Source organism: Paenibacillus dauci (genome assembly GCF_000971985.1).
Classification (GTDB): Bacteria; Bacillota; Bacilli; order Paenibacillales; family Paenibacillaceae; genus Saccharibacillus; species Saccharibacillus dauci.
Map to the genome: position 1 here is coordinate 487826 of NZ_KQ040798.1, position 19537 is coordinate 507362.

A 19537-nucleotide genomic window follows, 5' to 3' on the forward strand; every position below is an offset into this window, starting at 1 on the left:
GAGTTCTGAGAGTTTGCAAATGTACGGATAAATAACAATTAAGAAACACTAAGCTGTCTTATTCATCGAATGACCTAAAAACCGCCAATTCAGTATCTATATACTGGATTAGCGGCTTTTATTTATTTGCTATAAGCTTCATATGAATAACTATTATCTATTATTTGTTCTATTTTGCTTATTTGCTGTTTTATTTACTTGGTTTGATTTCATCTATCTACTTCACCATTTTATTTCTGGATATACATGTTGTACTTATAGGCTACTTGAGTTATGCCGATTGATGCTTCTTAATTTGTACAGGTTATCTGTTTAGATTCTGTAACTATCCTGAATACGTAATGAGTCGAAATATAATATATTCCGCTATTGTACTGCTCGGCAGCTACGTTAGCCGAAGTGTAAATACAGCTCTTGCTATTGTAAATGAATCTCCATCCTGCATGGGGTACGATTTGTAAGGTACCAGCGGCTCGCTGCCCAACAGCGTACCATTGCGCGAGCTCAGATCTTTGATCAGAATCTGCTCATCACTGATCTCCATTTCTACATGGTTGCGCGAAGTACCTACAGATTTTTCATAATAATCTACACCCTCTTCTGCACGCCCAATCACAAAAGTGCCTGGCGTCAGACGAATCGGCTCTGTATGCATTCCATCCAGCTCTCTGCGTTCCAGATAACCCTGGAACACTTTGGATTGACTATGCGAAGACATAACAGAAGATTCATCCAAGAGGACGGTTGCCATATGGGAAGACAGTAATCCAGTGTCTGGAATGGACTCGCTGAATCCGGGTGGCATCTGATGAGCAGCCTGGGAAGATGAATAATGCTGCTGAATAGGGTCAATATTTCTACTATTGTTATCACTTTTCATTCCGTGAGGAGGCATCGACATATGATCATGATACTGCCCTGTCTGTACGGATGATTCTCTACCGAAAATAGCAGCGATATTCTGATCTCGCTGGTTAACAGGATCGACTCCATATCCAGCCCCTCCCGAAACAGCCATTGCCAGACCACCTGCAGCGGCCGGTTCAGAATTCCAGCGCCAGCTTTCACTGCCATATTCTTCGTCATCTTGCTTGGACTTATTAAATACAGGTAGCTTGAGTTTGTTGGCTCCGGATAGCTTTCCTTTGATTAGCATATAAATTAATATACCGACTGCCAGGGTAATAGCTGTACAACCATATAGCATCATATCATTGCCATGCTCCAGATAACCAAATCGCCAGACCATGGCAACCAGAAGTGCGCCACCTGCCAGAAGATAGGTACGTTGAGCGGAAGAAAGCGGCTTTGCTGCTGATTCTTCCGCGTCGGCAGTGACATTTTCAGGCGATCCAGCTGTTTGTGAACGCGTTCGATTTCCTGGCGCTGCAAATAATGCAGATGGATCGGCTGATACCCCTGACTGATTCCCGTTTCTGCCTGATGATGGCAAAGCGGCTGCAAAGGCTGGATTGACTGTCCGATTATCAGGACTTACTGCTGCAGGAGCGGGATTGCCTCGTTGTTTTCTCAGGTGTTGCAGAACCGGATGTGCTGCGCTGGCATTAACAGCATCCGTGTTCTGCATTCGATTATTTGCTTGTACATGCTGCCCAGCTTCTCTAACTGCATGACTACTTGCAGTATTTACACGCCCGGGCGGTGTTGGTATTCCTGAAGAGTACGTATTACTCGACTGAGGATACCCTGCATTGTCGCTATTGTAGCCTTTAGTATATGATTCTGTTCCCGGATGCTGCTGGTAATCTCCGAGGAGCTCCATCAGCAGCAATTTCAGTTCCTGCAAATTAAAGTTATCATTCTGGCAGTATTTGAGAATACGCTGAACCTTATTACCTGTCAGCTCCGATACATAGGCCATCCAGCGTGAAGCCAATCTGCTCAGAATCAATTGTACTGGTTCATCCGTAAGCATTTCTAGAGATGGCACATAGGTCAGATACAAACCGCCCGCCTGAAGCGTACCATCTACAAACATGTACTGTTCATCCAGCAGATAGTTAGGCAGGGACAGCATATATTGACTGCTTTCCTCCAGTGTAGATACGATCTGCAGCAGTAGACCGAGATATTCGGCAATGCCCATCGGTTCACTTTGCAGACAGTGGCGCAGCATTTTTTTGCCGCTAATATCGTAGCGAAGTACAGCCTTCATATTAACTTCGTGCAGATGAAGCTGCAGTATTCCGCGAATACGCGAGGATAACATCATTCCGGTCTGGGTTTTGCTCAGATCACTTTGCTGAAATCCCTGTTCACGATCAACCGTCATATAGGTCTTGCCATCCTGAATAAAATCCTGTGTTAATGTTTCCATGGTTTCTTTCACCTCTACTCTTTAGACATCCAGACTCAGATATACCAATAACAAAAAATCACACTGGGCAGTACAGCTGCCATAAACGGAAATGTAAGATACTGCTTCTGCTCTTCCCGGGTAGCACGCAGCGGCTGCTTCCATAGCAAAGCTCCTGTGACCTTCCATAGTACCCTGCGCATGCGTACGATCGTTTCACGTCGCCATAGCATAATAATCAGACCAATCACACCTGCGAAAATAACCGAATACATCAATATCTGGGCTGTCATGCTGATTCCAAACCACGCACCAATGCCACCAAACAGCTTCACATCACCAGCTCCGACAGCCCGAAAAGCATACAACAGCAGCATAATGCCAAATCCAAGCGCAAAGCCTTTGCCTGCAAATAGCAGACCTTCCCAGCGCTCTGATGCCAGATGATATGTCAGACCGCTGATAATGAATAATATATTGAGAAAATTAGGGATTTTGCGCGCACGGATATCCGTCCAAAATGCCCATAATACAAAAATACCGCCACCAATAAACACGCTTTCCATACTTCTGTAATCCCCTTTGCTATCCTGTCTTCATCCTTCGATCTCAAGAATCTGCAATAACCGGTCTGCCATCATAGGGTGCAATCTGGAAGGTTCCCCGGATTTTCTGCCCATCTGCTGTCGTTAACACATAGGTTGCCCAGCCGGCTGTAGCACTCGATGGAATTTTCCAGGTCCAGTCGATATTCCCTTCTGCATCAGCAACAGCCTGCCCCAATCCTTTTGCTGTGCTTTCTCCACTTTTGTAGCGGATCTCCAGGCTGACCACGGAACTCGGAGGTGCTGTAGCTTTGATGGAAATCATCGATTCAGGATGTGCTGGCTGTGGAACCGAGACTACTTTTACTCCGGTCTGTTCTGCCGTCTCCTTCTGAGCAGCTTCTCCAAACTCTCCGGTATCTCCAATCCACAGACGCTCTGTCGATCGTGATTGCAGTACGATAGGTTTGAAAATGAGCGGTACCCGGAAAGGAAGCTCATATTCAATCTCAATCCCAAAATAAGGATTTGTTTTGCTGGACAAATCAGGTACGGTTACTTCTGTAATATGAATCCGGTTGTAATCAATTCGATTATCGGAAGCAATTTGCTGAATAAGCGGCTTGATCGCTGCATCGAGTACAGCGGCAGCAGCTTGGTTTTTTAGCTGTTCAATCTTGGCGTCTCCACCGCTGGCAGCCTCCATCATCCACTCATTGATTGGCGATGGAAAGGCTCCTTCATATTGTGAAGCAAGTTCGCTTAGGCTCAGCTTGGGCATGACAGAACTTTCTCCCATGGCTTCTGAGGCTTTTTGTACAGGATACATATGGGTTGCCACGTATCTTGCCGTATCCGAAGTGACATTGTTCAGAGCAGTAGATACCAGCGTCATTTGAACCAGATATACAAGAAAGACTGCAACAAACAGGAAAATGGGTAATACCATCGCCGCTTCCAGTACGATACTGCCGCGCTCTTCCCTTTTAAGATTGGAGGGAAAAGGAATAATCCGAAATATCTCCCTATCCCTATATGTTTGATTCTGTTTATGATGATTGTGACTTTGGATTTCGTTCGATCGATGGTATGGCTGACTGGAATGCTGTGCTACAAATCGGGATTGACGATCCAATATACCTATCGGCTGCAACGTAATTTCTTTCTGTTTAGTATCCGTAGTCTGCCTGTTTGTCTGCATAATACACACCCTGTTCCACGGAGCTGTCCGCCTGTCCTGTTTTCAGCATCTTCATGACTCCCGGCAAGAACCAGATTCTCATTCCTGTTCGCACATGAGCTGATGCATACGTATTTCGCTCGGCCGGATTGATTTTGGTTCCAAACCGGATCAGTGCAAGCATACGTGACATTTTCTTTTCATTATTGGTCTGAAGCAAAAACAATCTCAAATAATCACGGTATTCAAAAGGCACTTTCATATAAGCGGATAAATCGGTATGTCCTTTGGTAAACAAATCGATCATATCCTTGATCGCCATCTCTACTCCGTAAGCCACTCCTGCTGCCAATACAGCGAGCGGATGTCCAAGTTTGGCGCTTTTCACCAGTCCTTCTGCGGTACGGATTGCCAGACGTACTCCAAAAATTTCACTGTAGGCTGCTGTAAGATTGGCTGTCACATCGTCAAATCCATAAATAATATATTCAACCTGCTGATGTTCTACAGCAAACTCCTGGACCAGTTTAGAGACATCAACTTCTGCAAGAGCATCTGCCGCCTGATTACCGTCTCCATTTTGGAAACTCTCCGCCATATTGCGGAAAAAGGTAATATCAAATGGCTCAAAATAATGAATGGCATATTCATTCTGGAAAAATTCATTGCGTCCGTTCATGAGTGATTCGGATACTCCGCCGAAAATAATATCCATCGCATCCATTGATTTTTGACTTTCGTCGTATGGGTCTTTATCCAGCTTGACCTTCGATTGCTCACCGCCAACGCTGCTGTTGAAATTCAGACTATCCTCGTAGTAGCCATTTACTTCACTGAAATCCTGGGCTACTACATCAGCTGCAGCTCCCATACCGGCAATTCCGCCCAGCATCAGTTCTGCTTTTTTCATATCCTTTTCAGCTTTGGCTTCATCTTTGGAAATGCTGTCTGTACCTGCGCGTGCAGCAGCCAGTTCTTTTTCAATTTTGCCGATCGTTCCATCGGGTGTACTGCCTGAATAGTTATCCAGATAGGTCTGCAGCAGGCGTGCTGTACGGATCGTACTGCTTTTGAGAGAAGACGCATTGCCTGATGTAAGTGTGATCTGCCGATTCGCTTCAGTCATCAGACTTTTTACAGACTGGGATATCGTGGTGTAATCATCCTGCTGAGATTTTACAGAGCTTTCCATCCGGTTTAGCAGATCCTGTGAAAGAACCAGCTGATCCAGATTTTTGCGCAGCTCGGCCAGCTGTTTCTCTGCACCAGCATCACCTTTGGCTGTACTGCCTGGAATTTTGGCACCACTGACTTTGTCATAAGAAGCATTGGCCGAACGATTCTTCTCTTGCTGGATAATATCAGCGATTTGCTGGTTATATCCCCTTATGTCAGACATCAGCTTTATACCTTCGTCATATGTATGTGTATGAGTTTCCAGCAGCTTTTCTAATTTGGAAGGTATTTTCTGTAGCAGGGAAGAAGAACGGCTTTTGTATGCAGCGATCTTGGCTGTATTAATCCGTGGTTTATCTTTCTTTTTCCTTTTTTTGTCTTCAGAGATCAGATCGGTATAATTTTTGAACTGCGCCGCGATCTGGGCGATGGACGAGATAGAGCCCACACTTTTGTCTGCAATCGAGCTTCCTGCAGGATACATAATCATTTTAGCCAGTTCTTTCACTTCATCAGCTGTCTTCTTTTGCAAAGCAATCAGTTTATCAATCGCCTTTTCCCTGGCTTCATACGGTTTACGGACTTTGTTAAGTACCGATACCGTCTGGGTTGTCTCTTTCATAATGCCTGACATGGTACGCATTTTCTCTACAATCTCAATCGTAAAATCGATAGGAGCCTTGTACTTCATCTCCTCCTGAATCTGTTGATTAAATGTATCGTACTTGCCAAGCGGGCGACTGAGCTGAATAGAGGTCTGATCTGCCTGAAGCGGAATCAGATGAAAACTATCCTTTTGATCGGTATAGTTAAAATTCTCTGTCAACGCTGTATCCAGCAGCTGTGTAGCGTCCGATTCACCAAAAGCAAACAACCCATAATCTTTCTGAAATTCGGGTTCATAAGCAGACATTACCGAACGGACTACTGCATGAGTTAAATGCTCGGACTGTACTTCCATTGCCGCAATTCGGGAATAATCTATAAATACGGCAGTGAACATGAATACGCCGGCCAGTACCACGATCATAAAAATAGTAACTGCACCGCGCGTATCACTTGCTTTGCGTCTTATCGTTCCAAGCCAGCTACGAATACGCTGCTTTGTTAATCGTGTTCTCAATTGGATTCACACTCCTGATTCATTCCGGCAGATCGCTAAGGGTTCTGCCCACCAAACATCTTCAATATGCTTCCTGCCTGATCCAGATTGAAGGCTCCTCCATACTTGCCCGATATTTTGGCACCATAGTAACGAAGCAATTCTACATTGCGGATAAATTCAACAGGCTCGACTACTACTGCTCCTGCGCTCACCTCCGCCTGCAGAGGATGACCAAGCTCCCGCTCCAGTGCTCCAAAAGATACAGGTCTGGAAAGTGTTGTTTTTATTCTTCGTATCATCAATTGGTTGTTATATGTTATATTTCCACTCATTTCACCTGGAACCCAGGAGGCAGCGGCAGATAATTTATCCGTAGGCAGTGATCCGCCGCTGCCTCCTGGAATGGAAACCTCAGCTGAACTTGCAGCTCCTGCCCAACCAAATAATTTACTCAGCATATCATCCTGGGTAAGACGCCAGTACAATCCATCATTCTCTCCCTGTGCAAAAGCGCCAGTTACCGGCTCCTTATGGCTGTTATCCCAAGAGTAGGACGCCCGTTCGGACGTTTTGGATGCTGCTTGCTTAAGCATAGTATTCTGGTATTGATACATGCAGAAAAACAGGATCAGTAGCGTAGTAAACAGAATAATGGGAAACACAAGGGAAGCTTCAATCGTGAAGCTTCCTTTTGTGTTTTTCCAGAGACGTTGAATATGCAGCTTACTTCTTGAACTCTTCACTTTTTTGTCCCATATATTCCAGCATGCCTTTGACTACTTCAGTGATTTTAGTTTTAAAAGCAAGAGCGATAATCAGAATAACTGCGATAATCAATACCATTTCTAGGGTACCTACTCCGTCTTCTTCCTTCCAGAAACTTTGGATTCCATTCCAGGATTGCTTAAGTATGTTTGTCATTTTATTTCCTCCTACATATTCATCATCATAAATGCCGGTGTGCCAACGAGTATCATTACAATCACAAAAATCATTACCATGGGAAATACCATTTTGGACGAAGCCTGTTCTCCGCGCATGCGGCTGACCGCTTTACGCTTATCCCAGAGCGTACGGGACAGATCCCGCAACGCGAGCCCAAACTCTCCGCCACCGCGACGGAAGTTCAGCAGTACAGTCGTCGTAAAAACAGATACTTCCTGAACACCACAGCGTTTGCTGAATGTCTCCAATGACTGCTGAAACGAATAACCATTTTCCAGCTCATTCAGCATTTGAAAGAGCTCTTTGTACAATGGATGATTAGCCGCGTTTTCCTGTTTGCGCTGAACGCAGCGGACAATCGCCCGCTGGACGGTCTCTCCTGCTCCAACGAGCAAAATAATCTTGTTCAGCAGTTCAGGAAGCTCCAGCAGAATATCCTGCTCCCGCTCCTGTACTTTTTTCTGCAGATCCCGAAATAAGGCAACAGGAAGCACCACCGCCAGCATCGCTCCCAGTGCGAGCCATGTCGCACTTCCTCCATTGACAGCTGCCAGCACAAAGCCCAGTGTCAGCAGCAACCAGATATACCCGGCCATTTCCGCAATATACAGCAGTGACCGCTCTCCGCTCATATGGACCCCAAATCCTTTTTGAACAGAGCTTTGAATCCGATAAAATACACCTGAGAAACGCGCTACAAATCTGACTTTCTCAATAAATACCAACATTGCCGGCAGCAACGGGCGCAGCTTAATTACTTCAAACGGCAGTTCAGCCAGCTGCTTGTGACGTTCTTCTGCACCCTGATGCAGCACCACCCACCCAACCGCTAGCAGAGCCGCCAACAGCCCTTCCAGCCATACCCAGATCAGTTTCATTCACCTCCTCTCAGCTAATAGTCGCTTAGCCGCTCGTTACACCTTGATATTCATGAATTTGCGAATAATCCAAAAGCAAAATCCCAGCGCTGCGAGGCATAAGGTAGATACGACAATACCCAGCGGATTACCGTACATCGGCTTCATAAAATCACCAGCCGCAAAATTCAGGAAGATTAAAAAGATAAAAGGTGTACCTATAAGCGCATTAGACTCGAATTTTTTCTGTGATATCATCACCGTAATATCCTGCTGAATATCGAGCTTTTCCCCGATGACAGAGGACGTTTTACGTACAACTTCGACCAGATCACCGCCTGTGCGTTTACATGTAATAAATACATCCGCAAAGTTGGTAATGTCTTCATTGGCTGCACGATTGCTGAAATCCTGAAGCGCCTCTTCAATCGGCTGACCGTAATCCATACGAGTTGTAATGATATGCAGCTCACGAATCATATCGTTATCGCCGTCCGGATATAACATGCGCAAATCCTGCGCCGCTTCCCGAAACCCATTTTCAACCGAACGTCCGGCAGCCAGTGATGAAGACAGTGAATACAGTGCCTGCTTGAAATGAGAACTAAGTGCACTGCGCCGTCTTTCCAGTAGATGTCTGCGCAGCAGTCTGGGCGTGAACCATGCTGCCGATGCCAGCACCAATCCTATCAGCCAGTTATGATAAAACAGATAACCTATCAGCAGAAAAATAATTCCGCAGACCAGCATACAACCGAACCGCTGCACGATGGTCAGCTCATATACGGTGTAATCGGTCAGTATACTTCCTTGTGTATCCTGCTGCAAGTCTGCTGCTGATATCTGCTTGCTAGCACCTGATTTTGCAGTCAAATTATCGGCATCATTCTGTCCGCCTCTTGATCGACTTTTAAAATGAAGCATCTTGTTGTTCGCCTCCTATCAGGCTCTGGCGCTATATTCCGGATTACTGATCGCAGCCAGTCTGCGCCATTCCTCAATACCGGCAGCCCGCAGCTTGTCCGTATGGATCAGCAGATTACCGGTAGGCGCCAGATTGCCTATGATTTTGCCTTCCTTTTCCCCTTGTTCTTCAAATACGAACAGCGGATTAAGTACTACTTCCCCATCGATCATGCCGCGTACTTCGGATATTTCTGTAATCCGGCGCGAGCGATCCCGTAGCCGGGAGAGGTGAACGAAAATATCAATTGCCGAGCTAATCTGCTGGCGGACAACCTGAATCGGTAATTCCGCTCCGCTAAGCACCATCGTCTCCAGACGGCTGAGCATATCCCGTGCACTGTTCGCGTGCCCCGTGGACAAGCTACCATCATGACCAGTATTCATAGCCTGCAGCATGTCCAGTGCTTCCGCTCCCCTGACTTCACCGACAATAACCCGATTGGGCCGCATCCGCAGTGAAGAACGGATCAGGTCGCGGATGCTAATCTCCCCTTTGCCTTCGGTATTCGCATTCCTTGTTTCCATAGAGACCAGATTAGGAACCGTACGGATCTGAAGCTCCGCCGAATCTTCAATCGTAATCACACGCTCTTCTGGCGGTATGTATTGGGACAAAGCATTCAAAAAAGTCGTTTTACCCGAACCCGTTCCTCCGCTGATAAAAATATTAAATTTGCTTCGTACCAACGTCTGCAGCAGATGGGAAGCCACAGGTGCAAGAGCTCCCATTTGTACCAGATCATCCATGGTCATCGGGTTTTCGGGGAATTTACGAATCGTCATCGTCGGTCCCTTGAGTGCTACAGGTGGAAGCACCACATTGACACGTGAACCATCCTTGAGACGTGCATCCACGATCGGCGATGATTCATTCACGACCCGGTTAACGCCGGACACAATCGTCTGGATAATATCCTCCAACCGCTCACGGGATTCAAATACCTTTTCACTCTGAATAACCTGACCGTTACGCTCGATAAAAATATCCTTATGACTGTTGATCATAATCTCCGTTACGCTTTTGTCGTCAACCAGCGGCTGCAGAATATCCAGACCACGAAAAGAGTCAAATACTTGCCGGACCAATTTGCGACGTTCACCGGCCGTCAGGTTCGGATAGCGGTTGTTATCCAATACTTTCTGTTCAATACGGCGCAGCAATTCATTGTCATCGATGGTAAAGGTTACATCCAGAGCAGACCGGACTTCATCTCGTAAAATGATAAATAAATCTTCGTTCACATTCCCACCCCGTCTGCAGCATAAGCCTGATCATGAGACATCCGGCATAATTTCAAAATATCACGTTGAAAAATCGGCGAGCACCAGAGCAGCTCGCTGCTGGCCACCTGCTTCCATGAAGGAACATACGGAAGCGTACCTTCCAGCTCTATGCCCGTTATCGGCAGTGGATTGAGCAAACTCCCGCTAAAGCGATTCATCACAAAAGAAATTCGGGAGCCGATCTGTTCATACCAATCCGGTTCATGAGCCTGCCAGTAGGACGTCCACATGCCCGTTTTGTGCATACACAGCAGATCATCCGTAAGCAGCCAGACAATTCGGTCACTTGCCTGCAGCGCAGCTTTTATACGCTCCTGCCAGCCGGACTCTCCATCGATAATGATATGATCATATTCTCTGCTGCCTGCAATATAGGCAATCAGGGACAACGTCTCCTGCTCTGTCATTTGTAGCATCTCGTTAAAATTCTCGGGTGGTTCAAATGTATCGGCTTTGATCTCTTCTGCGTATACTGCGTAATGAGAAGGTGGATGTACTGGCAACTCTTTCTGCTCTGCTGCCGCTTGCAGGTCATAGAGAAGACGGGATAACCCATTTTCCTCCATCTGTTTGCGTTCCAGTCGCAACAATCTTGTACTATTGGCCGCCTCCAGATTCAGGTAAAATACCGATTGTCCTTTTAATCCCAGCTGTTTGGCCATATTCATCGCAGTGACAGACTTACCACTGCCCGGTGCTGCCGAGTAGACTGAAGTGATTACGGTATATTGCCCTTCCTTCAGTGTCACACCCGGCGCTGACCGTCCTGTCATAATGCATAGCTGCTCCAGCAAGGTATGCAGTGGCTGATATTTCGCAAGTGTGATGCCTTCCGAATGATAATCGGCTTCTTCACTCAGCCTTGCCCAACGTGCGGTCTTAATATTGTCACTGTGCAGCCAGCGTTTTAGAAAAGTCTCTTCTGCCGCTACCAATCCGCGATGCTCTTCGCTATCCATGTAGGTCATGAACATATCCACATCGGAAAAAGCTCTGATTCGCACTTTTGCCGCATATTCACTTTCCCGGACATACCTTAGCAACAGCTCAATGTACTGGCTGTCCTCCACACATAGTACGATCTGTACCGGAGCCATTGTCTTTCCCCCTTTTCCTAGGCAACAAAAAAAGCACCGTTTAAATAACGCACATGGGGTGCGTTACTTAAACGGTGCTTCCGTTGCAAGAACTAGATTTAACGATAGAATATCATATATTTTATAGGTCTGCAATACTATATAAATAAAAATATACCATGTATAAAGAATTACTCCATTTCATTCCTGTATCTATAAGCCTATATTTTCGCTGCATATTCAACTCATATATTACATTAGCGTCACATTTGTTGCTGTTGCTGCAAAATCGGTTAAAGATTCAAAGAGCATAATATATCAAAGAAAAGGTGGAATGATCATGGATTTGAATCGAAAAAAACACTCCAGATGGGCGACACTCCTGCTGGCAGGAATGGTTAGCCTGTCTTTGTCTGCGCCTGCATCAGCTGCCGAGAAAGTACAGCCGCTGAGTAATCCTTCATGGACATCGCCTTCGCTGTTCACAGACAAGATGGATAACGCGCTCGCTGTACGTGCGACAGAGGTACATGCTGTACCTGCCAAGAAGCTCGCTTACGTACATACCCAGCAGGATATTCCCAATACTACAGGCAAGACAGAGAATAGCTGGTATCTGGATACCCTACAGGCTTATAGCACTGTAACCGGCAAATCGCAGTGGAGCTATGTACTGCATGAATCCGACGGTCCTTATACGCTTGCTACACAAATGGCGTATACGAGCTATGGAACGGTCTATGTGTATGCCGACTATTCGGATGGCACTCATAAGCTGCATTCCATTCATCCATCCGGCAAAGCCAACTGGGTCAAGGATCTTCCGGATGCCAGTTCCATTTCCCTTCTCAAAGATGGCTCCCTGCTGGTAGCTTCAAAAGGGAAAGTCAATAATCAGGGAATTATCCGCTCCACACTCAGCCGCTATGACAATAACGGTAAACTGCTTAATCAACAGGCGATCCAAGGGTCTGTACTCAAAGCAGATGGCAACCGCATTATCGTAGCAGCCAGCAAATTGACCAAAAACCAGAACGGCTGGCAGGCGGTTCCAAATCCACGCATCGATGTCTATGGACTGGCATTGAAGCGCCTGTATCATTATCAATTCCCGTCCAATGTTAACGTATATGGCGATGGTAGCGATTCAATGTTTGTACTAAAAAATGGTACTGTACTGATTCGCACCAATATCGATCAAGTTGGCAACAAATTGTTTGCTTTTGATCCGAAGGGCAAGCTATTGTGGGGACGTCAAATCTCAGGTGGCTCTATTACCCAGTCTACAGGCACAGGTTATGTTACTTATGAGAATGGTAATGTAAAACTGTTTACTGTAGCTTCCGGTAAATCAGCAGCTTCCATGAACCTGGAAGGCGATGCAGCTGACTACACCTGGGTCAAGCCAACCAGCGACGGCAATCTGATGATTAATATGGATGATCGTACTTATATCCTGTATCCATCCAATCTGGCAGTGATACATGTATTTGATACCACCAAGCTGGGCTCTCCTATAGATTACATCGCTCATACTATTTATTCGGTCAACGAAGATACACTAACCAAATACCCTTTAAAATAATATAAAGGTATCACGATTTGTATAAGCTTTTTTCCTCTATTCCTATTAATAAAAGTAAAAACCTGCGAAGTCATATACTGACTCTGCAGGTTTTTATTTTTGTCTGTCATTTATTATTTAGTTAAAATGCTTATTTCCGTTTGAAGCCCAAACTATATACCATAGCAGTTCCGTCCAAGTTTACTCAATAAACCGCTCCCGGATCTCCGGTGTTGGCAGCATACATTGATCGGACTTGCCAAACCAGCGGTACCGATTACGCGCAATCAGATTATATACGCTATTACGCAGCATCTTTGGTACGACGATAAAAGCATACAGCAGCGGCCAAGCATAACGCAGACGACGGGCAATACGCAGTGCAGCTGTAGAACGGGTATAGAATTGCCCTTTTTCAATCAGTACGAATGTATCCATTGTATCCGTACGCAGGCCACCTTTTTGCATCAGCTTCTGACCTACTTCCGATTGAATGGAAGCAAAGTGAAAGATTCCTTTCGGATCACGCTTGATAATGAACTTGGTAGCGCCCTGACAGAAATGACAAACACCATCTACCAGTACTATCGGATGTTCTCCCTGCAATAATTCTTCGATCTGAGCATCGGTTAATTCGGTCGGTTCTCCCGGACGGGATACCGGAGCATGTGCGGTTACCATATTATTCACTCTCCTTTTCGTTGATCGTTCAGTTATCTCTATTCTTATCTTTACCCCATATTGCCCTAAAGATAGCAAAAAAGCACGAGAAGTTACTCCCCGCGCTCTGCATTATAAAAGTGTACGTTGTTCTTAGTTGGCCAAAGCTTCGTCAATCAGCTGACGATCTTTGATCTGCTGATCAATTTCACCAGCAAATGCATTAAAGCAGTTGCAGATAAAATCTTTACGGCATATCGGACATGGCTTGGTTAACAAGCGGTTAATATTGGTCATTTTCCATTCTGGAAAACGATTGTAGAACATACGACATTCTGTTCCATCGGCCAGTGTTGCTGTAAATTCGTACAAGCCTTCTTTTTCGTTAATACCGGCTTTTCTTAATGTCGTAATCGTTGGTCTATATGCCATTATCATCACCCGTTATCCTTTAAATTTCGTAGCGAATTACAAATCACCTATGACATCTTAAAGAATTTTGAGGTGTGTGTCAACTCCAATCGCCTGCGGGTTGGCTAAAATGGAGTCAAACAGCCTTTATTTCGCCAGGATAAGGTTCTAAATATGTCATTTCAAGGTGTCTGCGGCATCAGATTGCAGAATGCTGCCATATTATCCTGTAAAGTAAAGAAGCATCTTCTAACGCCTGCTTATGTACATTTTACCCTTCTTCTCTATTTTTAATCGGTATTTATTCAATTTGTCCTTTTTGCAGCAACCGGATAGATAAGTTTTCCGTGCAGCAAAAAGGCAGACCCTATAAATGGATCTGCCTTTTCTCATTCCTATAATATGCTTGTCCCACGGATAAAGCGGTTATTTATTGCATCATCTACAAAGATTATCCAGCAAAAGCCGTTAATCTTACAACATGACATCGCTTGTTCCCTGTACAAGATTTTTTACGATTTAGACAATATTCAGTTCTACATCAATATTGCCGCGTGTTGCTTTGGAATACGGACAGAATTTATGCGCCTGTTTGGCAATATCCAGTGCTTCTTCTTTGGAAAGGCCTGGAATGCTTACATCCAGACGGACAGATAACTTGAATCCATCATCTGAAGGATCTTTATCAATCATAACATTACTGGTAACTACAGTATCTGTTACGTTTACTTTCGCTTTGCGTGCTACATTAGCAAGGGCGCTCTGGTAACAGGCTCCATAACCTGCTGCAAACATTTCTTCCGGATTCGTCCCGTTTCCACCGCCACCACCAAGCTCTTTGGGCATGACCAGACTAACATCCAGTGCACCTGTACTTGATTCGACCTTACCTTGACGTCCACCATGAACTTTTGCAGTTGCTGTATAAAGTGCCATTATTATTCAGCTCCTTGTCTAATTTTGTTTTGAACCAACACTATATTTGTAAAGCACTATCCCGAAAATGAAACTTAATTTCGACAAATTGTTTTTATAGCAAAAATTGACTATACTCAATTAATTTTTTAAAATTAAATTGTTACCCCATCCTGAAAGGAGCGTTATACGAATGAGTATTTATTCTTACACTGCTGTCTCTATGCGCGGCGAAGAAGTTCCTTTGGAGCAATACAAAGGCAAAACGCTGTTGATTGTGAATACCGCCAGTAAATGCGGACTAACGCCACAGTTCACTGGTCTGCAAGAGCTATATAATAAATTCAAAGATCAAAATTTTGAGATTCTCGGCTTCCCCAGCAATCAATTTGCTAATCAGGACCCTGGCAGTGACGAGGAAATCTCGGAATTCTGTCAGCTCAACTATGGCGTGACCTTCCCAATGTTCCAGAAGATCGATGTAAATGGAGCTTCAGCGCATCCTCTTTTCCAATACTTGAGCGAACAGGCACCAGGCATACTTGGTTCCAAAGCGATCAAATGGAACTTTACCAAATTCCTGATTGATGCTGACGGCAATCCGATCAAACGTTACGCGCCCAAAACAACACCTGATAAAATAGAAGCAGATATCCAGAAACAGCTTCACTGATTAGTTGATCACCTTATTTCGATCTACTACACTTATTTATCTTATTCCGGAAGAATCCTGGTTATATTGAAAAATCATGGCTATATTAATATACACAAAAAAACGCTGTCAGCGATAAGCCAACAGCGTTTTTCTGATTATCTAATAAATCATAGAGGAACGATTGAGGTGAAGTTACCGTAACTTCATCGTTCACTTGTTAAGATTTCCTGAGCTTAATCTTGCTTAATGCGGTCGAGAGGACTCGAACCTCCACGGGTATACACCCACTACCCCCTCAAGATAGCGTGTCTGCCATTCCACCACGACCGCACAATATTGCAGAAAACATAACAACTGTATCAGTGTATCATTATTATGAGTAGTTGTAAACCCTTAAATTTCCTTAAGGATCATCATGATAGAGAACTTACATCGAATCATAGCTTTGAAAAGAGCCCTGCATGACTGCGGACTCTTTGATTCTAAATAAGCACGTATTCTATTTATCAAAATATACGGTTCATTTTGAGTGAATTAAGTATTGTCATTTATTCTTCCTGCTGTTTTGATTTGCGATATGCTGTAAATTCGATGTATTCTTTGATAAATTCTTTCTCATTTTCGTTCAATACATCTTCCTGGCAATTCAATTGCCCCATAAGCTCAAAAAAATAAGGACTGCTTTGTTCTTTGATCATTTCGGCCTGGCGTTCCTTACCAATCAGAAGCCAATCCAGACTCACATCAAAGTAAGCAGCGATTTCGATCAACTTATGGGTACCCGGCGTAGATTTACCCCTTTTCCAGTCGCCAAAGTTACCTGTACTGATTTTGAGTTGTTCGCAAAATGACTTTTTGGTAATTCCTTTGTTTTTGATCAGTAATTCGATACGTTCATAAATAGATTGAGACTGCATATAGTTCCACTCCCGACCTTGTCATCTAACAACACTTATATAAGTATTTAATTGTTGATTAAAAACGCATTTAAGTATATACTAACTTTAACGACATTTTTTTACTTCTTTTCCTGAATCATTATACCATAGGCTTTAAGGCAGAAGCCTCTACGTACCGGTAGGACGGTAAGGTAGGTTACTTTTTTAAGCAAGGGGTGATATTGTTGAACCGCAAGCAGCCCGTTACCTCTTTTGGCTGGGCAATTAAGCAGCGGCTGGCGGAATTGCAGATGGATCAAAAGACGTTTTGTGAGTGTTATGGGATACCACCGTCACGTTTATCCAATTTGATTAATGGTACACGCAAAGCTGCACGCTATCGCAAACAAGTCGCCGAGCTGCTAGACATTACCGAATATTATCACTGATCGGCATGCAACATACATACAAGCTATACTGTTTGAAGCGTTATAACAGTTGGCAGCACCACATATTCCTCTATGTATTGCCTATTACCATGTTCTGTCATTCAGTGAGACTATTAGCAACAGCTCAGCACAAGAAGGATAAATATAATTATGAATTATAATATAGTATGGTTTGCTTCTGAATTCAATAACCATATTCATCCAGACTTCATTTAACTACAATTTATCACAAATAAAGAGTCCCTGTTATCTTAACATAACAGGGACTCTTTATTATATTACATATGCGGTCGAGAGGACTCGAACCTCCACGGGTATACACCCACTACCCCCTCAAGATAGCGTGTCTGCCATTCCACCACGACCGCACAGACAAAATATAAATGGTGAGCCATGAAGGACTCGAACCTTCGACACCCTGATTAAAAGTCAGGTGCTCTACCAACTGAGCTAATGGCTCTTACTATAAAAGAGGATGACCCGTAGGGGATTCGAACCCCTGTTACCTCCGTGAAAGGGAGGTGTCTTAACCCCTTGACCAACGGGCCTTAATTTCTTAACAACAAAAATGAGTATACCAATTTTAAAGTTAGATTGCAAGCATTTTTTGAAAATAAATTTTGAATGAATACTCTACGAATCAAATAAGTATTTTACTTGTAATAAAGATTATTAATACTTATAATTACTTATATAAACTTATCTACAGGCAGATTTTGGCTTATATATGCTATTTTACTCAATAGCCTCCTCTTCATTTATCCACTTCCGAGTAAGGAGACTCTACACATGTATCAAGAAGAACGTATGCTTCATATCCTTAAATATCTTGACACTCATCAGCGCATCAATATCGAAAAAATCTGTAGTCTTTTTAATGTGTCACGTGATACAGCACGAAGAGATCTCGTTCGCCTGGAAGAGCAAAATTCCATTATTCGAACACGCGGCGGTGCGTTGCTATCTACTGCCAAATTGACCATCCCCAGCTATAATGACCGTTTAAATACAGTCTCTTCCGAAAAAAAACAGATTGGTCAGCTCGCAGCTACACTGATTCGGGATGGCGAGCGAATTATTCTGGATTCTTCTACTACTGTACAAGCCTGCGCCGAGTTTGTTGAAGCTACACGCTGCACAGTAATTACCAATTCTATTAATCAGGCAGACATCCTGTCGGATAAAGAAGACATGATTATCCATCTGCTTGGTGGACAGCTACAAACACAGCATCGTTATGTATATGGATCTGGAGCCATTGAGACCCTTTCCCACTACTTTGCAGAGCGAGCATTTATCGGAGTTGGCAGTATTTCCGCCAAAGGATTAACTTCTCTGACGGTAGAAGAAGGCCGAATCAAGTATAAGATGATGCAACAGGCTGAAATGGTGGTTATTCTGGCCGATCACTCCAAGTTCGGACGGGAATTATTTTATAAATTTGCTGATTTGTCGGAAATTGATCTGATTATTACAGACCAGGCACCTAATACCGAAATGACAGAACTGCTAAAACAGCATGAAGTTGAACTGTGGATTGCCGGTCACCCCCAACCCAAGGAGCTGAGTATATGAGTATCAAATTGATTGCAATTGATCTGGATGGAACATTATTAAGCGGACATAGTTATATAAATGAAGTAAATGCTGCGGCAATCCGCGCTGCCCAACAGGAAGGAATCATTGTCAGTATCGCCACCGGACGCGCTCATCACAATGTACGTGAGATTCTTCACCCTACCGGGCTGGTTACTCCAGTAATCTCTTCCAACGGCTCTGTCATACATGATGAGGAGGCTGTACACCTCTATTCCCTTCCTCTGGAACGTCAGCAGGCCATGGAAGTACTGGAATGGCTAGAGAACGGTGAGTATTACTATCAGGCGCACACCAGCAAAGGAATCTATACGATTAGCAATGGTCATCAGCGTCTCGCAGTAGAAGTGGATCGGCTGCTCAGTACCAATCCCGATCCGACCCTGATCAAAATGCTGGAAGCGATGCAATCTCATGGTGCCAAAGTACAAATGGTTCGTGTATCTACCTATCATGATATTCTGGATACAGCAGATTTCTATAATATACTGGCTCTCTCCCTTGATCCAGACAAGCTGGAAGCGGGTCGGCTCCATTTTGCAGAGCGTGATGATATGACCATGGTCGTCTCCGGCAGTCATAATTTCGAGTTGGAGCACAAAGAAGCTTCCAAAGGAAATGCTCTCAAACATCTATCTGCACATTATGGTATTCCTATGGAACAGACAATGGCGATTGGCGATAATTTTAATGATGTTTCCATGATCACCATGGCTGGCAAAGGTGTCGCAATGGGGAATGCCGAACCCGAAGTACAAGCGATTGCCGATGAAGTTACCCGTACCAATGAAGAAGATGGTGTTGCTCATGCCATTTACCGGGCACTGGGAATGAATGTGCCTTTGTAAACTGTTCATTCTTTTAACATTTTATATTGATAAAAAAAGACTCCTTCTGCTGCAGAAAGAGTCTTTTTTTGTTTTCATTAAATCTTAAAAATCTAACCGTATATCCAAAA

19 protein-coding genes and 4 tRNA genes are annotated in these 19537 nt (G+C 44.2%); 5 read left to right on the top strand and 18 right to left on the bottom strand.

Annotated features, from left to right (window positions below):
* Nucleotides 1-385 precede the first annotated feature (385 nt).
* The 10 genes from WH46_RS02165 to WH46_RS02210 are packed head-to-tail and all read right to left on the bottom strand — an operon-like array spanning nucleotide 386 to nucleotide 11472.
* Entirely contained in the window at nucleotides 386-2338 is a 1953-nt protein-coding gene (locus WH46_RS02165) for a DUF6382 domain-containing protein (protein WP_046225528.1), read from the bottom strand.
* A gap of 35 nt (nucleotides 2339-2373) precedes the next feature.
* A complete protein-coding gene (locus WH46_RS02170) occupies nucleotides 2374-2883 on the bottom strand; it encodes an A24 family peptidase (protein ID WP_046225529.1) in 510 nt (169 codons plus the stop codon).
* Between the two features lie 43 nt (nucleotides 2884-2926).
* Nucleotides 2927-4063, bottom strand: a complete 1137-nt coding sequence (locus tag WH46_RS02175) for a TadE/TadG family type IV pilus assembly protein (RefSeq protein WP_052714081.1) — start codon at nucleotides 4061-4063, stop codon at nucleotides 2927-2929.
* Nucleotides 4032-6341 carry a TadE/TadG family type IV pilus assembly protein gene (locus WH46_RS02180; protein ID WP_052714082.1) on the bottom strand — a complete coding sequence of 770 codons (2310 nt, stop codon included), beginning with the start codon at nucleotides 6339-6341 and terminating at the stop codon, nucleotides 4032-4034. Before WH46_RS02180 ends, WH46_RS02175 begins: the two co-directional genes overlap by 32 nt.
* 35 nt (nucleotides 6342-6376) lie before the next feature.
* Nucleotides 6377-7066 (bottom strand): TadE/TadG family type IV pilus assembly protein, encoded by a 690-nt coding sequence (locus WH46_RS02185; protein ID WP_046225530.1) that lies wholly within the window; start codon nucleotides 7064-7066, stop codon nucleotides 6377-6379.
* Entirely contained in the window at nucleotides 7047-7244 is a 198-nt protein-coding gene (locus WH46_RS02190; protein ID WP_017811500.1) for a Flp1 family type IVb pilin, read from the bottom strand. The genes WH46_RS02185 and WH46_RS02190 overlap by 20 nt, the downstream gene beginning before the upstream one ends.
* A gap of 11 nt (nucleotides 7245-7255) precedes the next feature.
* Entirely contained in the window at nucleotides 7256-8146 is an 891-nt protein-coding gene (locus WH46_RS02195; protein ID WP_017811501.1) for a type II secretion system F family protein, read from the bottom strand.
* 36 nt (nucleotides 8147-8182) lie between these two features.
* Entirely contained in the window at nucleotides 8183-9049 is an 867-nt protein-coding gene (locus WH46_RS02200) for a type II secretion system F family protein (protein ID WP_231584265.1), read from the bottom strand.
* A gap of 18 nt (nucleotides 9050-9067) precedes the next feature.
* A complete protein-coding gene (locus WH46_RS02205) occupies nucleotides 9068-10333 on the bottom strand; it encodes a TadA family conjugal transfer-associated ATPase (RefSeq protein ID WP_046225531.1) in 1266 nt (421 codons plus the stop codon).
* A complete protein-coding gene (locus WH46_RS02210; RefSeq protein WP_046225532.1) occupies nucleotides 10330-11472 on the bottom strand; it encodes a CpaE/TadZ family protein in 1143 nt (380 codons plus the stop codon). Before WH46_RS02210 ends, WH46_RS02205 begins: the two co-directional genes overlap by 4 nt.
* 319 nt (nucleotides 11473-11791) lie before the next feature.
* On the opposite strand from WH46_RS02210, the gene WH46_RS02215 reads away from it, so the two are divergent.
* Entirely contained in the window at nucleotides 11792-13036 is a 1245-nt protein-coding gene (locus WH46_RS02215; protein ID WP_046225533.1) for an outer membrane protein assembly factor BamB family protein, read from the top strand.
* Between the two features lie 180 nt (nucleotides 13037-13216).
* On the opposite strand, the gene WH46_RS02220 is transcribed toward WH46_RS02215, so the two are convergent.
* The 3 genes from WH46_RS02220 to WH46_RS02230 form a co-directional block, all read right to left on the bottom strand.
* Nucleotides 13217-13696: a thiol-disulfide oxidoreductase DCC family protein gene (locus tag WH46_RS02220; RefSeq protein WP_017811506.1), complete on the bottom strand. Its 480-nt coding sequence runs from the start codon at nucleotides 13694-13696 to the stop codon at nucleotides 13217-13219.
* Nucleotides 13697-13828: 132 nt separating this feature from the next.
* Nucleotides 13829-14107: a hypothetical protein gene (locus WH46_RS02225; protein ID WP_046225736.1), complete on the bottom strand. Its 279-nt coding sequence runs from the start codon at nucleotides 14105-14107 to the stop codon at nucleotides 13829-13831.
* 498 nt (nucleotides 14108-14605) lie between these two features.
* On the bottom strand, nucleotides 14606-15025 hold the full coding sequence (locus tag WH46_RS02230) for an organic hydroperoxide resistance protein (protein ID WP_156172213.1): 420 nt from the start codon (nucleotides 15023-15025) through the stop codon (nucleotides 14606-14608).
* Nucleotides 15026-15194: 169 nt separating this feature from the next.
* Here WH46_RS02230 and WH46_RS02235 point away from each other — a divergent pair, with 169 nt between their 5' ends.
* A complete protein-coding gene (locus tag WH46_RS02235; protein ID WP_017811509.1) occupies nucleotides 15195-15674 on the top strand; it encodes a glutathione peroxidase in 480 nt (159 codons plus the stop codon).
* A 229-nt stretch (nucleotides 15675-15903) separates the two neighbouring features.
* On the opposite strand, the gene WH46_RS02240 is transcribed toward WH46_RS02235, so the two are convergent.
* Both WH46_RS02240 and WH46_RS02245 read right to left on the bottom strand, forming a co-directional pair.
* Nucleotides 15904-15986, bottom strand: a tRNA-Leu gene (locus tag WH46_RS02240).
* A 218-nt stretch (nucleotides 15987-16204) separates the two neighbouring features.
* A complete protein-coding gene (locus tag WH46_RS02245) occupies nucleotides 16205-16573 on the bottom strand; it encodes a helix-turn-helix domain-containing protein (protein WP_046225535.1) in 369 nt (122 codons plus the stop codon).
* Between the two features lie 206 nt (nucleotides 16574-16779).
* Between WH46_RS02245 and WH46_RS02250 the strand changes: the two genes are divergently transcribed.
* Nucleotides 16780-16983: a helix-turn-helix domain-containing protein gene (locus WH46_RS02250; protein ID WP_017815780.1), complete on the top strand. Its 204-nt coding sequence runs from the start codon at nucleotides 16780-16782 to the stop codon at nucleotides 16981-16983.
* Between the two features lie 285 nt (nucleotides 16984-17268).
* On the opposite strand, the gene WH46_RS02255 is transcribed toward WH46_RS02250, so the two are convergent.
* The 3 genes from WH46_RS02255 to WH46_RS02265 form a co-directional block, all read right to left on the bottom strand.
* Nucleotides 17269-17351, bottom strand: a tRNA-Leu gene (locus WH46_RS02255).
* A 16-nt stretch (nucleotides 17352-17367) separates the two neighbouring features.
* A tRNA-Lys gene (locus WH46_RS02260) sits at nucleotides 17368-17443 on the bottom strand.
* A 16-nt stretch (nucleotides 17444-17459) separates the two neighbouring features.
* Nucleotides 17460-17531 (bottom strand) — tRNA-Glu (locus WH46_RS02265).
* Nucleotides 17532-17772: 241 nt separating this feature from the next.
* Here WH46_RS02265 and WH46_RS02270 point away from each other — a divergent pair.
* Both WH46_RS02270 and WH46_RS02275 read left to right on the top strand, forming a co-directional pair.
* Nucleotides 17773-18558 (top strand): DeoR/GlpR family DNA-binding transcription regulator, encoded by a 786-nt coding sequence (locus WH46_RS02270; protein ID WP_046225536.1) that lies wholly within the window; start codon nucleotides 17773-17775, stop codon nucleotides 18556-18558.
* Entirely contained in the window at nucleotides 18555-19427 is an 873-nt protein-coding gene (locus tag WH46_RS02275) for a Cof-type HAD-IIB family hydrolase (protein WP_052714083.1), read from the top strand. Before WH46_RS02270 ends, WH46_RS02275 begins: the two co-directional genes overlap by 4 nt.
* Nucleotides 19428-19537: the final 110 nt, after the last annotated feature.

Bases quoted from the DNA above. Each gene is read 5' to 3' on its own strand.
- WH46_RS02165 (WP_046225528.1), bottom strand. From the start codon at position 2,338: ATGGAAACATTAACACAGGATTTTATTCAGGATGGCAAGACCTATATG.
- WH46_RS02170 (WP_046225529.1), bottom strand. From the start codon at position 2,883: ATGGAAAGCGTGTTTATTGGTGGCGGTATTTTTGTATTATGGGCATTT.
- WH46_RS02175 (WP_052714081.1), bottom strand. From the start codon at position 4,063: ATGCAGACAAACAGGCAGACTACGGATACTAAACAGAAAGAAATTACG.
- WH46_RS02190 (WP_017811500.1), bottom strand. From the start codon at position 7,244: ATGACAAACATACTTAAGCAATCCTGGAATGGAATCCAAAGTTTCTGG.
- WH46_RS02195 (WP_017811501.1), bottom strand. From the start codon at position 8,146: ATGAAACTGATCTGGGTATGGCTGGAAGGGCTGTTGGCGGCTCTGCTA.
- WH46_RS02200 (WP_231584265.1), bottom strand. From the start codon at position 9,049: ATGCTTCATTTTAAAAGTCGATCAAGAGGCGGACAGAATGATGCCGAT.
- WH46_RS02210 (WP_046225532.1), bottom strand. From the start codon at position 11,472: ATGGCTCCGGTACAGATCGTACTATGTGTGGAGGACAGCCAGTACATT.
- WH46_RS02215 (WP_046225533.1), top strand. From the start codon at position 11,792: ATGGATTTGAATCGAAAAAAACACTCCAGATGGGCGACACTCCTGCTG.
- WH46_RS02220 (WP_017811506.1), bottom strand. From the start codon at position 13,696: ATGGTAACCGCACATGCTCCGGTATCCCGTCCGGGAGAACCGACCGAA.
- WH46_RS02225 (WP_046225736.1), bottom strand. From the start codon at position 14,107: ATGGCATATAGACCAACGATTACGACATTAAGAAAAGCCGGTATTAAC.
- WH46_RS02235 (WP_017811509.1), top strand. From the start codon at position 15,195: ATGAGTATTTATTCTTACACTGCTGTCTCTATGCGCGGCGAAGAAGTT.
- WH46_RS02245 (WP_046225535.1), bottom strand. From the start codon at position 16,573: ATGCAGTCTCAATCTATTTATGAACGTATCGAATTACTGATCAAAAAC.
- WH46_RS02270 (WP_046225536.1), top strand. From the start codon at position 17,773: ATGTATCAAGAAGAACGTATGCTTCATATCCTTAAATATCTTGACACT.
- WH46_RS02275 (WP_052714083.1), top strand. From the start codon at position 18,555: ATGAGTATCAAATTGATTGCAATTGATCTGGATGGAACATTATTAAGC.